The organism is Amycolatopsis sp. SB7-3, from assembly GCF_041021335.1.
GTDB classification, from domain to species: Bacteria; Actinomycetota; Actinomycetes; order Mycobacteriales; family Pseudonocardiaceae; genus Amycolatopsis; species Amycolatopsis japonica.
Map to the genome: position 1 here is coordinate 1,793,600 of NZ_JBFPJQ010000001.1, position 15,774 is coordinate 1,809,373.

General features: G+C 68.6%; 12 protein-coding genes. 1 reads left to right on the forward strand and 11 read right to left on the reverse strand.

Annotated features, from left to right (window positions below; translation table 11 throughout):
* Positions 1-6: 6 nt before the first annotated feature.
* The 7 genes from AB8M46_RS08740 to topA all read right to left on the reverse strand — a co-directional run bounded on the left by AB8M46_RS08740 (position 7) and on the right by topA (position 10,072).
* Positions 7-1,215 carry a DNA polymerase III subunit delta' gene (locus tag AB8M46_RS08740; protein WP_394360024.1) on the reverse strand — a complete coding sequence of 403 codons (1,209 nt, stop codon included), beginning with the start codon at positions 1,213-1,215 and terminating at the stop codon, positions 7-9.
* Positions 1,212-3,266: a dTMP kinase gene (locus AB8M46_RS08745; RefSeq protein WP_037335156.1), complete on the reverse strand. Its 2,055-nt coding sequence runs from the start codon at positions 3,264-3,266 to the stop codon at positions 1,212-1,214. The genes AB8M46_RS08740 and AB8M46_RS08745 overlap by 4 nt, the downstream gene beginning before the upstream one ends.
* 147 nt (positions 3,267-3,413) lie before the next feature.
* Positions 3,414-4,028: a hypothetical protein gene (locus tag AB8M46_RS08750; protein ID WP_235213221.1), complete on the reverse strand. Its 615-nt coding sequence runs from the start codon at positions 4,026-4,028 to the stop codon at positions 3,414-3,416.
* A 13-nt stretch (positions 4,029-4,041) separates the two neighbouring features.
* Entirely contained in the window at positions 4,042-5,262 is a 1,221-nt protein-coding gene (locus AB8M46_RS08755) for a hypothetical protein (protein WP_394360025.1), read from the reverse strand.
* A gap of 34 nt (positions 5,263-5,296) precedes the next feature.
* Positions 5,297-6,070 carry an ESX secretion-associated protein EspG gene (locus AB8M46_RS08760; protein ID WP_394360026.1) on the reverse strand — a complete coding sequence of 258 codons (774 nt, stop codon included), beginning with the start codon at positions 6,068-6,070 and terminating at the stop codon, positions 5,297-5,299.
* Positions 6,063-6,854, reverse strand: coding sequence for an ESX secretion-associated protein EspG (locus AB8M46_RS08765; RefSeq protein ID WP_038520950.1), 792 nt, complete (start codon positions 6,852-6,854; stop codon positions 6,063-6,065). The genes AB8M46_RS08760 and AB8M46_RS08765 overlap by 8 nt, the downstream gene beginning before the upstream one ends.
* 320 nt (positions 6,855-7,174) lie before the next feature.
* On the reverse strand, positions 7,175-10,072 hold the full coding sequence (gene topA, locus AB8M46_RS08770; protein WP_378425660.1) for a type I DNA topoisomerase: 2,898 nt from the start codon (positions 10,070-10,072) through the stop codon (positions 7,175-7,177).
* Positions 10,073-10,341: 269 nt separating this feature from the next.
* On the opposite strand from topA, the gene AB8M46_RS08775 reads away from it, so the two are divergent.
* The gene (locus AB8M46_RS08775) at positions 10,342-11,154 is read left to right on the forward strand and encodes a serine protease (RefSeq protein WP_394360027.1); all 813 of its coding nucleotides are present in this window, start codon (positions 10,342-10,344) and stop codon (positions 11,152-11,154) included.
* Between the two features lie 242 nt (positions 11,155-11,396).
* Here AB8M46_RS08775 and AB8M46_RS08780 read toward each other — a convergent pair whose 3' ends face one another.
* The 4 genes from AB8M46_RS08780 to AB8M46_RS08795 form a co-directional block, all read right to left on the reverse strand.
* The gene (locus tag AB8M46_RS08780) at positions 11,397-12,008 is read right to left on the reverse strand and encodes a hypothetical protein (protein WP_394360028.1); all 612 of its coding nucleotides are present in this window, start codon (positions 12,006-12,008) and stop codon (positions 11,397-11,399) included.
* A gap of 34 nt (positions 12,009-12,042) precedes the next feature.
* On the reverse strand, positions 12,043-12,627 hold the full coding sequence (locus tag AB8M46_RS08785) for a hypothetical protein (RefSeq protein WP_037335133.1): 585 nt from the start codon (positions 12,625-12,627) through the stop codon (positions 12,043-12,045).
* 91 nt (positions 12,628-12,718) lie between these two features.
* Positions 12,719-13,255 carry a hypothetical protein gene (locus tag AB8M46_RS08790; protein ID WP_235213220.1) on the reverse strand — a complete coding sequence of 179 codons (537 nt, stop codon included), beginning with the start codon at positions 13,253-13,255 and terminating at the stop codon, positions 12,719-12,721.
* Between the two features lie 116 nt (positions 13,256-13,371).
* Positions 13,372-15,666, reverse strand: coding sequence for a sodium-translocating pyrophosphatase (locus tag AB8M46_RS08795; RefSeq protein ID WP_037335130.1), 2,295 nt, complete (start codon positions 15,664-15,666; stop codon positions 13,372-13,374).
* Positions 15,667-15,774: the final 108 nt, after the last annotated feature.

The following is a 15,774-nucleotide window of genomic DNA, read 5'->3' on the forward strand; positions in this document are numbered from 1 at the left end:
CGCGAATCAGCCCTGGCGCAGGGTGGTGACCATGGCTTCGACGGCGATCCTCGGCTTCACGTTCAGGTCGATCGCCTCGCGGCATTCCAGGACGGCTTCGAGCCGCCGCAGGATCGAGTCCGGCGCCCACGCGGAGGCGGCCTGCGAGATTTCCGAGGCGTGGTCGGGGTGGTTCAGCGTCGCGCCCGCGCCACTCGCGGTCACGAGCACGTCCCGGTAGAACGCGGCCAGATCCACCAGCGCGAGATCCAAAGTGTCTCGCTGCGTACGGGTCGCGCGGGACTTCTGGCGCTTCTCGAGCTGCTTCACGGCGGCTTCGGCGGCACGTTTCGCCCCGGCGACGCCCTTTCCGGTGCCGTCGCCGCCCATCGCGGTGCGGAGTTCGGAACGTTCGGCCTCGTCGCGGACCTTGCTCTCCTCGCCCGCGTCGGCCTCCGCCGCGCTGATCAGCTGATCGGCGCAAGTGAACACATCGGACGGTCGCCGCAGGCCGAGCGGGATCCGCAGCACCGTCGCCCGCCGCTGCCGCGCCGCCTCGTCGGTCGCGAGCCGCCGCGCGCGGCCGACATGTCCACTGGAGACGGACGCCGCCCATCGCGCGCGTTCGGGATCGATACCGTCCCGCTCCATCAGCACCTGCGCGATCGCCTCGACCGGCGGCGTCCGCAACGTGACCAGACGGCACCGCGAGCGGATCGTCACCGACACGTCGTCCGGGTGATCCGACGGCGCGCACAGCAGGAACACCGTGCGATCCGGCGGCTCCTCGACGGCCTTCAGCAACGCGTTCGACGCGCCTTCGGTCAGCCTGTCGGAGTCCTCGATGATCACCACCTGCCACTTCCCGGTGGTCGGGCGGCGGGCGGCGGCCTGCACCAGCGAACGCATTTCGGCGACCGAGATCGAAAGGCCTTCCGGCACGACGAGCTTGACGTCCGCGTGCGTCCCGGCCATCACGGTGCGGCAGCCGGGGCACTCGCCACAGCCGGTGCCGGTACTGCACTGCAACGCCGCCGCGAAAACCCGCGCGGCCGTCGAACGCCCCGAACCCGGCGGACCGGTGATCAGCCAGGCATGGGTCATCGCGCCGGGCGCGACGGGCTGATTCTCGATGATCCGAGCGGCCGCCGTCGACGCCGACGAAAGCGTGCGCGCGGCGGGCTCCTGGCCGACGAGCTGCTTCCAGACACCGATCAGCACAGGGGCTTCAGTCACTTCGCTTCGACCTTCTCCTCCGCCGGAGCGAGCCCGGCGAGCCTGCCGACGAGCACCGCGCGGATCGCGGTCCGCACCCGGTCGCCCACTTCGTCCTCGGTACCTTCCGCGTCGACCACGACATACCGGTCCGGGTCGGCGGCGGCCATCTCCGTGAGCAGATGCTGCACCCGCCACTGCGCGTCCAGCGACTCCGACTTCCGCATCACCGTGCCGGGGTCGGCGTCGAGCAGGATGGTGATGTCGGGCCGCAGCCTGCCGGTCGCCCAGTCGGCGAGCCCTTCGAGTTCCTGGCTGTCCAGCCCGGCGACCGCGGACAGATGCGCCAGCGGCGAGTCCACGAACCGTTCCATCACCACGACGGAACCGGCGTCGAGTGCGGGCTGGATGTCCCGTTCGACGATGTCCGCCCGCACCGCGGCGGCGGCCAGCGCCTGCGCCCGCGCACCGGACAGCGAAGCACCGGAGACGAGCTTCGCGAGCCGCTGATCGTCCAACGCCGGGTCGGCGGCCAGCACGACCGGACGCGTACCCGCGCGCAGCCATTCGGCCAGCCGCGCGGCCTGCGTCTCGGTGTTGATCGCCCGCGTGCCTTCGAGCGCGATCAGCAGCCCGTTCACGCGACGCGGGCTGCGGCGCAAAGCGTTGCGGAGATCGGCGAGGATCGGTTCGGCCCGCCGGTCGTCCATCTGCCGGTACGCGAAGATGCCGGCGAGCAGCGCGAGGATGCCGCCGCCGACCATCACCGGCCGCGTGCCGTCGATTGTGATCGTGCCGCCCCACAGCTCGACCTCGGTCGTCCGGACCGCGCTGATCAGCACCGGCACCAGCACCGTCGAGCCGAACAACACGATCTTCATCAGCGACTGGTAGATCGCGTTGATCCGGCCGCGGATCGAGTCCTCGATCCGCGAACCGATGATCGTGACACCGGTCAGGAACGCCGTCCCCGCCCAGACACCGACGGCCGCGACCGCGACCAGCGAAACGGCGAGATGCGGCGACAGCGCCACCACGACGAGACACAGCCCCGCGGCGACGATCGAGATCCCGAACAGCCGGTCGTGCGCGAGCCGCCGCGCGAGCTTCGGCGCCACCGCCATACCGGTGGCGAGCCCGAGGAAGACGGCCAGGACGAGCAGGTTGAACGCCGCGTCACCGGCGAGCAGGCTGGACGAGTACGGCTTGGCCGAACCGATCACCGCACCACCGGCGGCGAAGGCGCCGAAAGCGCCGATCATCAGCCCGCGCACCAGCGGCGTCGTCCGCACGAACCGGGCGCCGTCGGCGATCATCTGCCGGAAGCCGAACTTCTCCTCGTCAGCGGGCTTGACCTTGGGCTTCTCGACCGCGTGGACGTTGCGCAGCGACAGCTCGGGGATCCGGGTCGCGATCACGATCGCGCTGGTCAGGTACAGCAGACCGGTGATGACGACGGCGACCTTGGCGATACCCAGCTGGGCGTCGCCCTGGAAGAAGTGGAACGTGGTGTTGCTACCGGTGAGCACGGCGTTCGCCCCGGCCGCGGTGATCACCGCGAGGCCGTAGGTCATCACCATGCCGAGCTGGTTGGCCGTCTCGACCTGGTCCGGACGGCGCAGCAGGTTCGGCACCGCCGCGTCCTTCGACGGGATCCACATCATCGAGCAGCAGCCGACCAGGAAGTTGCCGACGAACACCCACCACGGCGTGCCGACGAACGCGATCGACAGCAGGAACCCGCATCGGCCGAGGTCGCAGAGCACCATCACCTTGCGCCGGTCGAAACGGTCGGCGAGCAGCCCGCCGAGCGGGGCGAACAGCAGCCCCGGCAGCAGCGACGTCAGCACGACCCCGACGAACGCGAAGTTCTGCGCGGCGTAGTTGTCGGTCAGTTTGGTGACCAGACCGGTCAGCGTGAGGAGGTTCAGCCAGTCCGCGACACTGCACAGATAAGAGACGCCCCAGATCCGGCGGAACGGCTTGATCGCCAGCACCCGCCGCACCCGGTGCATGGTGGAAGCGTCACGTCCCGACGGACCACTCGTGCCCGTCTCGGGCACCGACTGCACGCCCTCGCTGATACGCCCACCCCACTAGTCACGCGGCGCCGGGGTTGCGACCCGGGTCAACACCGGGTACCCCGACCGTAGGGCCAGGGTATCCCGATGGGTGACGTCTGGACGGACGGCCCCGTCCGGCGGTATCCGCCGGACGGGTTACCCGAAGATCCCCGCGATGCTGTTGAACAGGCTCGCGAGCAGCTGGATGGCGAGCACCGCGAAGACGATCATGAGGGCGATCGCGATCATCACGCCGGCGGTGTTCGACGACGGTTTGCCGAGCCTCGGCATCTGCATGGAACGCTTGGCGCGCCGTACTTCGACCTCGGCCTCCTCGTCGACCTCGACCGGCTCTTCCGGCTTCAGCCGACGGGGCTGACGGATCAGCTGGGACGGCCTCGACGGCCAGGTTCGCTGCTGGGGCAGGATCCCGATCGGCGCAGCGCCTTGCTCACCCACCGTGCTGACGATCTTGGCGGGCGACGGCGCCGCGGTCTGCTCCGCGCCCGGGCTTTCCGCGGGCTGGTCGTCCGCGAGCATGGCCGCGCTGACCATCCTGCTCACCACTTCGGGGTCGTGCTGGACCGGTCCCGGCACCTGCACGTGGACGTCGTCGGCTCCCGCCGAGGGATCGGATTGGGCCGTCGTGCCGGTCGTGACCAGCCCGGACAGCGGGTCGGCGAACGTGTCGCCCGGAGGATCTGCCTGAGTGCCATCGCCTTTCACGAAGTCGGGGGCATCGAAGAAGGGAGTTCCGCCCTTCCCGCTCATGGTGACCACCTCACTACGGAATGTCCTCTGCTTCCAGGGTAACCACCTCGGCCCGCCGCACATCCGCCCAATGGGCCAGATAAATGTCACGCGCCGCGAGGCTGATCTTCACATCCTCCAGCAAAGGTTCGAAGAAAGAACGCCGGTACCGGGCATCCGTCGCGGTCGATGCGGCGAAGTACAAACCGGAGAAAACGGCGAGGAAGACGGAGACGTTGACGAGCGCGGAACTCACCGGAAGGGGGACACCCAGCAGTGTCCCCGGCGCCGATTCACGGCCGGCGAACTCCGTCACGACCTCCGGGCTGAGGATCAGCACCCCGAACACGACGAAGAACGCGAACACCAGCACCCCGAACGCCACGATCTGCACCGCTTGGGCGAAGAACAGCACCAGGGCGATGTTCAGGCGCTCGGTCTTCGTCAGCGCGCGCCTGCCGGGTGGCTGGGTGTCGTCGTCGAACGGCGTGCCGCGCAGGACGGTCGCGCCGGGCTCCACGGTCCAGGACTTCAGCTCCTTGATCTCGTCGGACAGCATCGACGCCAGGAACACGGCGCCGATCAGCACGAGGAAGCCGACCACCAGCCACAACCGGCCGGGGGTCAGCCGTTCCACCGCCTGCCACAGCTCGGCGGTGAAGAAGCTGAACATCACCACCAGCAGGAGCAGCGGCAACGCCCGCGACGCGAGCGTGCCGATGGCCCTGACCTGGGCGACCGCGCTCCGGGCCGCCCAGGTGAGGATCGAGCCGACGCCGATCCGGACCAGGAACATCAGCACTGCCAGCGCGACCAGGTTGGTGAGGATGGCGACCCACAGCGGGTTGTCCCACGACACCAGCCCGGTGAGCCGCTCACCGAGCGGCAGCACGAGCAGCCAGAAGCCGATCGTCGCCGCCATGACGGCCAAGCGGACTCTGGTGCGGCTCAGCACGCGAAGCAGCTTCGCCATCAGCCGTCCGGCGATCACCGGCACCACGACCACGGCGAACGTCAGCGCCAGCACGCCGAGCACGTAGCCGACGCCACTGCTGCGCATCCGGGCCGCGAGCACGTCCTCGGGGACGTCGAGCAGCTTCAGCAACGCGGCCAGCAGCAGGTCGAGCAGGCACAGGAACACCAGCCCCGGCGTGGACCGGCGCAACATGCCGGCTCCGCGCCTCCGCCGGTGGATGACCATCGGCAGCCCTCGCCGCCGGAACCACGCGTCGGCCGCGCGCCGGTCCAGGTCCATGCCCGCCCTCCCCAGTCGTCATCGCCCAAGGCGGCTACGTCCGGCTCAAGTCCACCGCCTCGTGCAGCCAGCCCGCCAGTGCCCGGCGGTCCATTCCACCGAACATCAGCCACCCTTCGGAAGGGGCGGCGTACAACACGAACCTCCCCAAATCGTTGTCGACGATCACGAAGCCGTAGTCCGGGTACTCGGCGTTCAGCCCACCGAAGGCGACCAGATCGAGGATCGCCGTGCCGGTGCGCGGACGATTCAGCGTGTCGGCGACCAGCCCGACCTCTTCCTCCTGGCCGGGCAGCGGCACGCCGTGCTCGTCGATCCTGATGCGCATCGGCTCGGTCTCCCCGGCGGGGACGTGCGGGAGCCCGCCGAAGACCCGGGCTCCCAGCTCGCCGAAATCGCTGAGGCTGAACGTGGTCCGCCGCCCCGACCGCATCCGCCAGACGACCGCCTGATGGCCGTCTCCGTAGCAATCGACGCGCACCGAGCGCGGCGCGGACGCGAAGACGCCGGTGAGGACGCCTCGGACCGAACCGCGCAGCATCACGCCGTGCATCTGGACCGCGGCCGGATGGATCTCGCCGTTCTCCATCAGCCCGGCCTCTTCGAGCATCGCCGCCTTGGCCGCGTACCGCTCGGCCTGGGTGACGAGATCCGCCGGCTCGTCGTAGGACGGGCACAGGCGGCGGATCTCGTCGTCGGTGATCTCCGGGTCGTAGCCCAGGTACACGCTCCGCCGCTCGGGCACCGCGCGCAGCAGCGGCTCGGCGGCGCGCCTCATCAGTTCCTTCACGGTCGCCGGTTCACGCATGGTTCTGCACCGCCTTCACGATCCATTGCTCGGCCGTCGACCGGCTGGCCGGGCCCCAGGTGAGCGTCCAGCGGCCGTCGCCGTCCATCGCCGCGCTGAACTGGTACCGGCCGAGGTCGTTGTCCACCAGGCCGAAAGCGCCGTGCGGATACTCGGCGAGGATGGAGTTCCGCACCGCGAGATCGACGAGGACCGTGCCGTGCCGCGGCCGCGAAGCGCCTTCACGGATCACCTCGACGGCCTCGCGGGCCCGCAGCGGGATCAACCCGCCTGCGTCCGTCACGATGCGCACCGTCTCGCCGGTGCCCGGCGGATGGTCGGGCAGGCCGTCGAACACCCAGCCCGGCAGCGCGCTGAGGAAACCGGACCGCAGCCGCGCCCGCCTGCCGAGCTTGTTCAGCACCGTGGTGTAGTCCTCGTCGCCGAAGAACCGGACCTCCCACGGCTCCGGACGCGACGGGAACACGCCGGTCACCACGCCGCGGATGAACCCGCCGCGCAGCGCGCGATACAGCCCGACGGCCTCGGGCGTGACCTCGCCGCCGGGGGCCAGCCCGATGGTCGCCATCCCGCTCACGAACCGGGTGTACTGCTCCACCTCCTCGGCCAGGGTGAGCCCTGGAGTCGGCTCCTCGTCGGCCAGCACCGGCGGCACGGCGAGCTCCGGGTCGTAGAACTCCATCACCGAAGGACGCTCCGGAACCTCGGCTGCCAGCGGGGCGATGACCTCGTCGATGACGTCGAAGACAGCGGTCGTTGAAGTGCTCACCTGACCATTGAACACCCTGGTACCGACAATTTTTAGAACTTTTGTTCGAACGGGTGAGGTGGTTCGGCGAGCGGTCGGCGAGCGGTCACCGGGGAGAGTTTTGCTCGGCTGAGCGGCGGCCATCGAGACGGTCGCGGAGCTCGGCTACACCCGCGCTCATGGTCCCTCGATGAGGATCAGGATGTCGTCGACGTTGGTGACCGCGAACATCCCGACGGCCTGCGCGACCTGCCCCGACTCCACTCACGTCCCCTCAGTGGTCACCCCGAATGCAAGGAACGGTCCTTTCCTTGCGAAATTGCAAGGAAAGGACCGTTCATAGCGTTTGAAGGGAGCTACTTCGTCTTCGTGGCCGTCGAGCGCGTCGAAGGTTTCTTCGCCGCCGCGGTCTTGGTCGCGGTCGTCTTGGTAGCGGTCGTCTTCTTGGCCGCGGTCGTCTTGGTGGCCGCCGTCTTCGACGCCGCCGTCTTCCGCGCCGGAGCCTTGCGCTTGGGCGCCGGGCCCTTCGCGCGCTTCTCCGCCAGCAGTTCGGCGGCACGCTCGGCGGTCAGCTCCTCGATGCTGTCCGACTTCCGCAGCGTCGCGTTGTACTCGCCATCGGTCACGTACGGCCCGAAGCGCCCGTCCTTGACCACCATCGGCTTACCGGACACCGGGTCGTCGCCCAGTTCCTTCAGCGGCGGCTTCGCGGTCGCCGACCGGCCACGCTGCTTCGGCTCCGAGTAGATCTTCAGCGCCTCTTCGAGCGTGATCGAGAACAGCTGGTCCTCGGTGGTGAGCGAACGCGAGTCCGTGCCCTTCTTCAGGTACGGCCCGTAGCGCCCGTTCTGCGCGGTGATCTCGTCGCCGGATTCCGGGTCCTTGCCGACGACGCGCGGCAGCGAAAGCAGCTTCAGCGCGTCTTCGAGCGTCATCGTCTCGATCGACATCGACTTGAACAGCGAACCCGTCCGCGGCTTCGGCTGCTTCGCCTTCGCGGCCTTCTTCTGCGCGGCGGTCGCGCCTTCGGGCAGCGGCTCCGGCTCGGGCAGGAGCTCGGTGACGTACGGGCCGAAGCGGCCTTCCTTCGCCACGATCTCGTGTCCGCTGACCGGGTCCTTGCCGAGCACGCGGCCTTCCTGCGGCGTCGCGAACAGCTTCTCCGCGATCTCCTTGGTCAGCTCGTCCGGCGGCAGGTCCTCGGGCAGGTTCGCCCGCTGCGACGTCCCGTCCACCTCACGCTCGAGATACGGGCCGTAGCGGCCGACTCGCACGACGACGGTGTGCCCGTCGGCGTCGCTGAACAGCGGGATCGAGTTGATCTCGCGGGCGTCGATGTCCTCGACACCCGAGCCGACCAGCTTCTTCAGCCCGCCGAGACGGCCGACGGAACCGTCGACGCCCATGTCACCGCCGAAGTAGAACTTCGACAGCCATTGCGTCCGGTGCTCGTCACCGGCGGCGATGCGGTCGAGCTCGTCCTCCATGCCGGCGGTGAAGTCGTAGTCGACCAGCCGCTCGAAATGCCGCTCCATCAGGCCGATCACGGCGAACGCGACCCAGGAGGGCACCAGCGCGGAACCCTTCTTCCACACGTAGCCGCGGTCCTGGATGGTCTTGATGATCGACGCGTACGTCGACGGGCGGCCGATGCCCAGCTCTTCGAGCTTGCTGACCAGGCTCGGCTCCGAGTAGCGCGCCGGCGGCGACGTGGTGTGCCCGTCCGGGCTCAGCTCGGTCGCGGTCAGCGCCTGGTCCTTGACCAGCTGCGGCAGACGGCTCTGCTTGTCGTCCGCCTCGCCACCGCTCTCGGTGTCGACGGCCTCGACGTACGCCTTGAGGAACCCGGCGAAGGTGATCGTGCGGCCCGACGAGGCGAACGTGCACTCCTCGCCGCTGGTGGCCGTGCCGACGATGCGCACCGACATCGTGGTGCCCTTCGCGTCCGCCATCTGCGACGCGATCGTGCGCTGCCAGATCATCTCGTAAAGGCGGTACTCGTCGGTGTCCAGATCCTTCGCGACCTGGCCCGGCGTGCGGAAGACCTCACCCGAAGGACGGATCGCCTCGTGGGCTTCCTGCGCGTTCTTCACCTTGCGGGTGTACTGGCGCGGCGACGGCGAGACGTATTCCTTGCCGTACAGCTGCGTCGCCTGGCTGCGCGCCGCCGAGATCGCCGACTCCGACAGCGTCGTGGAGTCGGTACGCATATAAGTGATGTACCCGTTCTCGTACAGCTTCTGCGCGATCCGCATGGTGCGCTCGGAGGTGAACCGCAGCTTGCGGCCGGCCTCCTGCTGCAGGGTCGAGGTCATGAAAGGCGCGTACGGCTTGCGCGTGTACGGCTTCTCCTCGACGCTCGCGACCTTGAAGTCGCGGTTCTTCAGCGCCTCGGCGAGCCGGACGGCGTCGGCCTCGGCCAGCACGCGGATCTCGTTGTTCGAGGCCTTGAGCTGCCCGTCCGAACCGAAGTCACGGCCGGTGGCCAGCCGGGCACCGTCGACGGCGATCATCCTGGCCGGGAAGTTGCGGGGGGACGCCTCGGCGCCGGCGTCCATCGTCGCGGAGATGTCCCAGTACGACGCCGAGGTGAAGCGCATGCGCTCGCGCTCCCGCTCGACCACGATCCTGGTCGCCACCGACTGCACGCGGCCCGCCGACAGCTTCGGCATGACCTTCTTCCACAGCACGGGCGAGACCTCGTAGCCGTAGAGCCGGTCCAGGATGCGGCGGGTCTCCTGCGCGTCGACGAGGTCTCCGTCGAGCTCACGGGTGCTGTCGGCCGCGGCGCGGATCGCCTGCTCGGTGACCTCGTGGAAGACCATCCGGCGCACCGGGACCTTCGGCTTGAGCGTCTCCAGCAGATGCCACGCGATGGCCTCGCCCTCGCGGTCGGGGTCCGTGGCGAGGTAGAGCTCGTCGACGTCCTTCAGCAGGCCCTTCAGCTCCGTGACCTTGGACTTCTTGTCCGGCGTGACGACGTAGAGCGCCTTGAAGTCGTTGTCGACGTCGACACCCAGCCGCGCCCACGACTCGCCCTTGTACTGGGCGGGCACGTCGGCCGCGCCGCGGGGAAGGTCGCGGATGTGTCCGACGGAGGACTCCACGACGTAGTTACCGCCGAGGTACGGGGCGATCTTGCGGGCCTTGGTCGGCGACTCGACGATCACCAGCCGACGACGGCCCGCGCCGTCGTCCGACGCCGCGGTCTTCTTCGTCCGTGCTCCTGCCACGCTGTCCTGCTCTCCGCTCATCTTCGGCGCCTTCGCGCCGCCTCTCGACCCGTCAGTGTGCACGCTCGCACCGCCTGGACCACGGCTAGGTGGCGCAACACGCCGCCGATCGTGTGTCCAGCGCATCGCCGCTGACCTCGTCGATGTTTCCTTTCAACACCTAGCACGTGATGTCGGACACGTCCGCCTGGGGTCCCGCGTGACGGGGTGAACACCCTCCGTTCGACGGTGGTGACACCGTGGCCGCCAACGCTTCACTTGATGTCCACGCCGACCCGAAAGGACTCCACGTGACCCGACGACTCCTCGGCACCCTGTTCGCCATGCTGACCGCGTCCGCCCTGGTCGGAACCGCACCGGCGGAAGCGGCCACGACCACCTTCGCCGGAACGGTGGCGTTGTCGAACTGCTCCGGGTCGGTGATCAAACCGCCCGAGGCGAGCCTCGACGACCCCGCCCTCGTCCTTTCCAACGGGCATTGCCTGCAAGAAGGTTTCCCGGACCCCGGGGAAGTAATCGTCAACAAGGCCTCGTCACGGACGTTCAGCCTGCTGTCCAAGGACGGCCGCTCGTCACTGGGCACGCTCAAGGCGAAGAAGCTGCTCTACGCCACGATGACCGACACCGACGTCTCGCTCTACCAGCTCAACACCAGCTACGCCAAGATCAAGTCGACGTACGGTATCGCCCCGCTGACGCTCTCGCCCACCCGTCCGTCCGCGGGTATCGCGATGGACGTGGTCTCGGGATATTGGAAGAAGATCTACTCCTGCAACATCGACGGCTTCGTCCACGAGCTGCACGAGGCGGACTGGGTCTGGAAGGACTCGATCCGGTACACCTCGGCGTGCAAGACGATCGGCGGGACCTCGGGGTCGCCCATCATCGAGACCTCGACCGGGAAGGTCGTCGGCGTCAACAACACCGGCAACGAAAGCGGCCAGCGGTGCACGATGAACAACCCGTGCGAGGTCGACGCGGCCGGGAACGTGACCGTGCGGCAGGGCATCAACTACGGGGAGCAGACCTACCAGCTGACCTCCTGCCTTTCGCACAGTGAACTCGACCTCGCGAACCCGAACTGCCGGGCGCCGAAACCCTGACCTTTCCTCCCTCACCGGCTGCCATGAAAGGTCCTTTCCTTGCGAAATTTGCAAGGAAAGGACCTTTCATGGCGTTCCCGGCGAGTTCCGGGTCCAGTGGGGCGTGAGCGAAGGCGTGACTCGCGTGATCGGGGACGTAACTCGCGTGACTGGACGCCGCACTCGGGAGTTCCGCCCCTGATCACGCGAGTTCCGCCTTCGATCACGTGAGTGCGGCCTCACGACCCGCGCGACCGGGAACGTCAGACGGCGCGCACCACCGGCACCAGGCTCGGCCAGGCGGGCTCGGCACCCGCGGGCGCGTCCCCGATCAGCTCGAGGACGTGCGCCAGCCGTCGCCGTCCGGTGACCCGGAGCAGCGCTTCTTCCCCCTTCTGCGCTTTGGCGGGCACACCCAGCCGCGCCAGCGCCGTGATCAGCGGCTCATGCGTCTCCGGCGCCGCCGGATCCAGCGCGAGCAGGTAGCCGTTGCCCTGGGGACTGCCCGCCGCCAGCGCCCACATCCTCAACATGGCCCCGTCGAGCCGGAAGCCTTCCGGCAGGACCTTCTCTTCACCACGGTTCCACCGCTGCTCCAGCGGCAGCAGATCGACCCGGAACGGCGTTCTCACGAGCGGCCGCCCGCATTCGGCGGTCGAGACCTGCGCCTGGACGCCGCGCCGACGGCATTCCCTGGCGAGGGCACCCGCTCGCCACGGCTCGTCGACCACGGCGGACAGCCGCCCGGCCGTCCGCCCGAAGCCCGTCATCCGCCCGGGCCCGCACAGCACTCCGGCGAGGTCGGCGAGCACCGGCCCGCTCGCCTCCGCCGAGAAGAGCGAGATCGTCCCGTCCACTCGCACAGAATAGAACACAAGTTCGACTCATGGCCAGTGATCGGCCGATGACTCAGCGAGGTTGTTTCACCAATTCCTGGCAAACCGGGATCCGGCTGCTCGCCGCGGCGAGCTGAGGGACGTCGTTAAGGCCCCTGAGGAGGTCAAGGCGGTCCAGTTCGTCGAGCGACGTCCTGGCGTCGCGAAGCGCGGTTTTCGTCGCCTCGGGGTCGGCTGAGGAGTCGAGACGCTGGCGGACGTCGTCGGCGCGGGCGCGGATGCCGCCGAGCTGAGCGACGGCGGCCGCGCGTGAGGAGTCCCCGCCGGCGACCGGTGCCGGGCCGAGGTTCTCGAGCGCGGCGGAAGTGCGGTCCAGCCCTTCGACCACCGAGAGCATCAGCTCGCTGGAGGTGCGCGAGGCCTGCTGAGGCGTGCTCGGATCGACGCTGGGCAGCGCCGCCAGCGTCCGGACGAGTCCGCCCGCCGCGCCGCAGTACGCCTCCGCCCAGGCGGAGGTGGGGTCGGCCTCCGACGCGCTGACCGTCGCGAGACCTTCTTGTCTGGCGTGGGAAGTCACCGCGGGCTGCTGCCCGCACCCGGCGAGGCCGAGTCCGATACCTGTTGCTAGCGCGGCAAGGACGGTGAACCGCGGCCGCACGAAAACACCTCCCGACCTGACGACTTCCCGGCTGGCCCCCGACGGTACCGATACCGGGGGGCAATGCAAATCAACGTGGCGGAAAGAACGGTCAAGAAGGCAGCTTTCCGCAGTTCGGAGCCTGCGCGGCCAGTGTTTTCACCGAAACGTTCGTTTCCAGCTGCTGGAACGGGTCGGGCATGTCGTTCATGTGGGAACCGATTCGCCGGAAGGCCGCCCCCGCGGCCACCACGGCGTTCTTGTCGTCCTTCGGCGCGGCGTCGAGTGCCGCCTTCGCGGCGAGTACCTCGTCCCGGATCGGTGTCAGCGCTTCGACGATGCTCTTGCGCGCCGCGTCGGCCTCCGCGCTCGGTGCCTGGCCGAGCTTTCCCAAGCCGGTGACCGCGTTGTCGAAACCTGGCGCGAACACCCCGAAGGCGTCGTCCATCACCTTCCTCGCGCTGGCGACGTCGTTCTGTTCGAAGTCGGGCATCGTGAAATCGCCGATCTTGGCGAAGTCGATCAGCGAACCGCAGAAATCGTTCATCCAGGCAGTCCCCGCCACCGGAGCGGGAGAAGCCGTCCGCTCGGCGCCACCGCAGCCCGCCAGCAGGATTCCGGCGGCGAACAGGATGACCGAACGCCTCATGACAGGAACTCCCCCCGAATCGGATCGGCGTGACGCGCAGAGATTAGCCCGCCCCGGACAGCCGTCGGGCCCGCCACGGGAAATCGTGGCGGGCCCGGCGGGGGAACTGTTCGGTGTTACGCCTTCGCTTCCGCGGGAGTGTCGGAAAGAACCGACTCGCGGCGCTTGGAGACCACGATCGCCGCGACGATGATCGCGACGGCGACCAGCGAGATCGCGATGCGGATGCCGACGTTGGCGTCCGCGCCGATCGAGAACTGCACGATCGCCGGGGCGATCAGCACCGACACCAGGTTCATCACCTTGATCAGCGGGTTGATCGCGGGGCCGGCGGTGTCCTTGAACGGGTCGCCCACGGTGTCACCGATGATGGTGGCCTCGTGTGCGTCCGATCCCTTGCCGCCGTGGTTTCCGTCCTCCACGAGCTTCTTCGCGTTGTCCCAGGCGCCACCGGAGTTGGCGAGGAAGATCGCCATCAGGGTGCCGGTCGCGATCGCACCGGCCAGGTAGCCGGCGAGCGCGCCGGTGCCGAGGCCGAAACCGACCGCGATGGGGGCGAAGACCGCGAGCAGACCGGGCGTGGTCAGCTCACGCAGCGAATCGCGCGTGACGATGTCGACGACCCGGCCGTACTCGGGACGGGTGGTGCCCTCCATGATCCCCGGGATGTCGCGGAACTGGCGGCGCACTTCGTAGACGACCGCGCCGGCGGCACGGGACACCGCGTTGACCGCGAGACCGGAGAACAGGAACACGACCGCCGCGCCGACGATCACGCCGACGAGGGTGTTCGGGCTGACCACCGTGTTCACGAAGAAGTTCAGCGTCGACATGCTGGCTTCCGCGGCTTCCGGGATCGACTTCAGCGCCTTGCTGATCGCGTCCTGGTAGGACCCGAACAACGCCGTCGCCGCGAGGACCGCCGTGGCGATCGCGATGCCCTTGGTGATGGCCTTGGTGGTGTTGCCGACCGCGTCGAGCTCGGTGAGGATCTGCGCGGCGTCTTCGTCGACGTCGCCCGACATCTCCGCGATGCCCTGCGCGTTGTCCGAAACCGGGCCGAAGGTGTCCATCGCGACGATGACACCGACGGTGGTGAGCAGGCCGGTACCGGCCAGCGCCACGGCGAACAGCGCGACGCCGCCACCGAGCAGGTACGCGCCGAACACCGCCGCGCCGATGACCAGCGCGGTGTACACAGCGGACTCGAAACCGACCGAGATACCGGCCAGGATCACCGTCGCCGCACCGGTTTGCGAAGACTTGCCGACCTCCTTGACCGGCTTGTGCTCGGTGCCGGTGTAGTACCCGGTGAGCTTGAGGATGACCGCCGCGAGCACGATGCCGATGATGACCGAGACGGTCGCGATGACCGCCGGGTTCCCGGACTCGTTGGTGGCGCCACCGGTCAGCTCGGAGAACGAACCGGGCAGGTAGACGAACGCCGCGATCGTCGAGAGCACCGCGGAAATACCGGCGGAGATGTAGAAGGAGCGGTTGATCGTGACCAGACCGCCTTCGCCCGCCTTGGCCTTGGTGATGTAGACACCGATGACCGCGGTGATCACGCCGATGGCGGGAACGATGAGCGGGAAGATCAGGCCGTGCACGCCGAAGGCGGTGCTACCCAGGATCAGCGCCGCCACGAGCATGACCGCGTACGACTCGAAGAGGTCCGCCGCCATCCCGGCGCAGTCGCCCACGTTGTCACCGACGTTGTCGGCGATGGTGGCCGCGTTGCGCGGGTCGTCCTCGGGGATGCCCTGCTCGACCTTGCCGACCAGGTCCGCGCCGACGTCGGCGGCCTTCGTGAAGATACCGCCGCCGACACGCATGAACATCGCGATCAGCGCGGCACCGAAACCGAAGCCCTCCAACACCTTGGGGGCCTGTCCGGTGTAGACGAGGACGACCACCGCGGCGCCGAAGAGGCCGAGGCCGACGGTGATCATGCCGACCACGCCACCGGTGCGGAAGGCCACGCGCATCGCCTTTTCGCGACCGCCTTCCTCCCGCGAAGCGGCCGCGACGCGCAGGTTCGCCTGCGTCGCCAGCCACATGCCGAGATAGCCGATCGCGAAGGAGAACGCCGCGCCGACCAGGAAGAAGATCGACCTGCCGATCTTTTCGTTCCAGTCATCGGCCGGCAAGGCGAAGAGCAGTACGAACACGATCGCACCGAAGATCGCGAGGGTGTTGCGCTGCCGTTTCAGATAGGCAGCCGCGCCTTCCTGCACTGCCTTCGCGATGTCCTGCATCTTGGTGGTGCCCTGGCCGGCGGCCAGCACCTCCTTGAGCAGAACGTAGCCGATGACCAGTGCGGCAAGGGCGACCACGGCGATCACACCGACGATGGTGTAACCACCTCCGGAGAGCGTGAGTTCGCCCTCCGCGAGGAACTGCCGGGACATTCGTCCTCCTGGAGACGTCGCCGTTGGCCAACGACGATCCGCCGATGGAACCGGCGGCTCGCGCGCTGGCATGGGATCTGAGCCGAATGTCACGCTAGTCGCACTGCA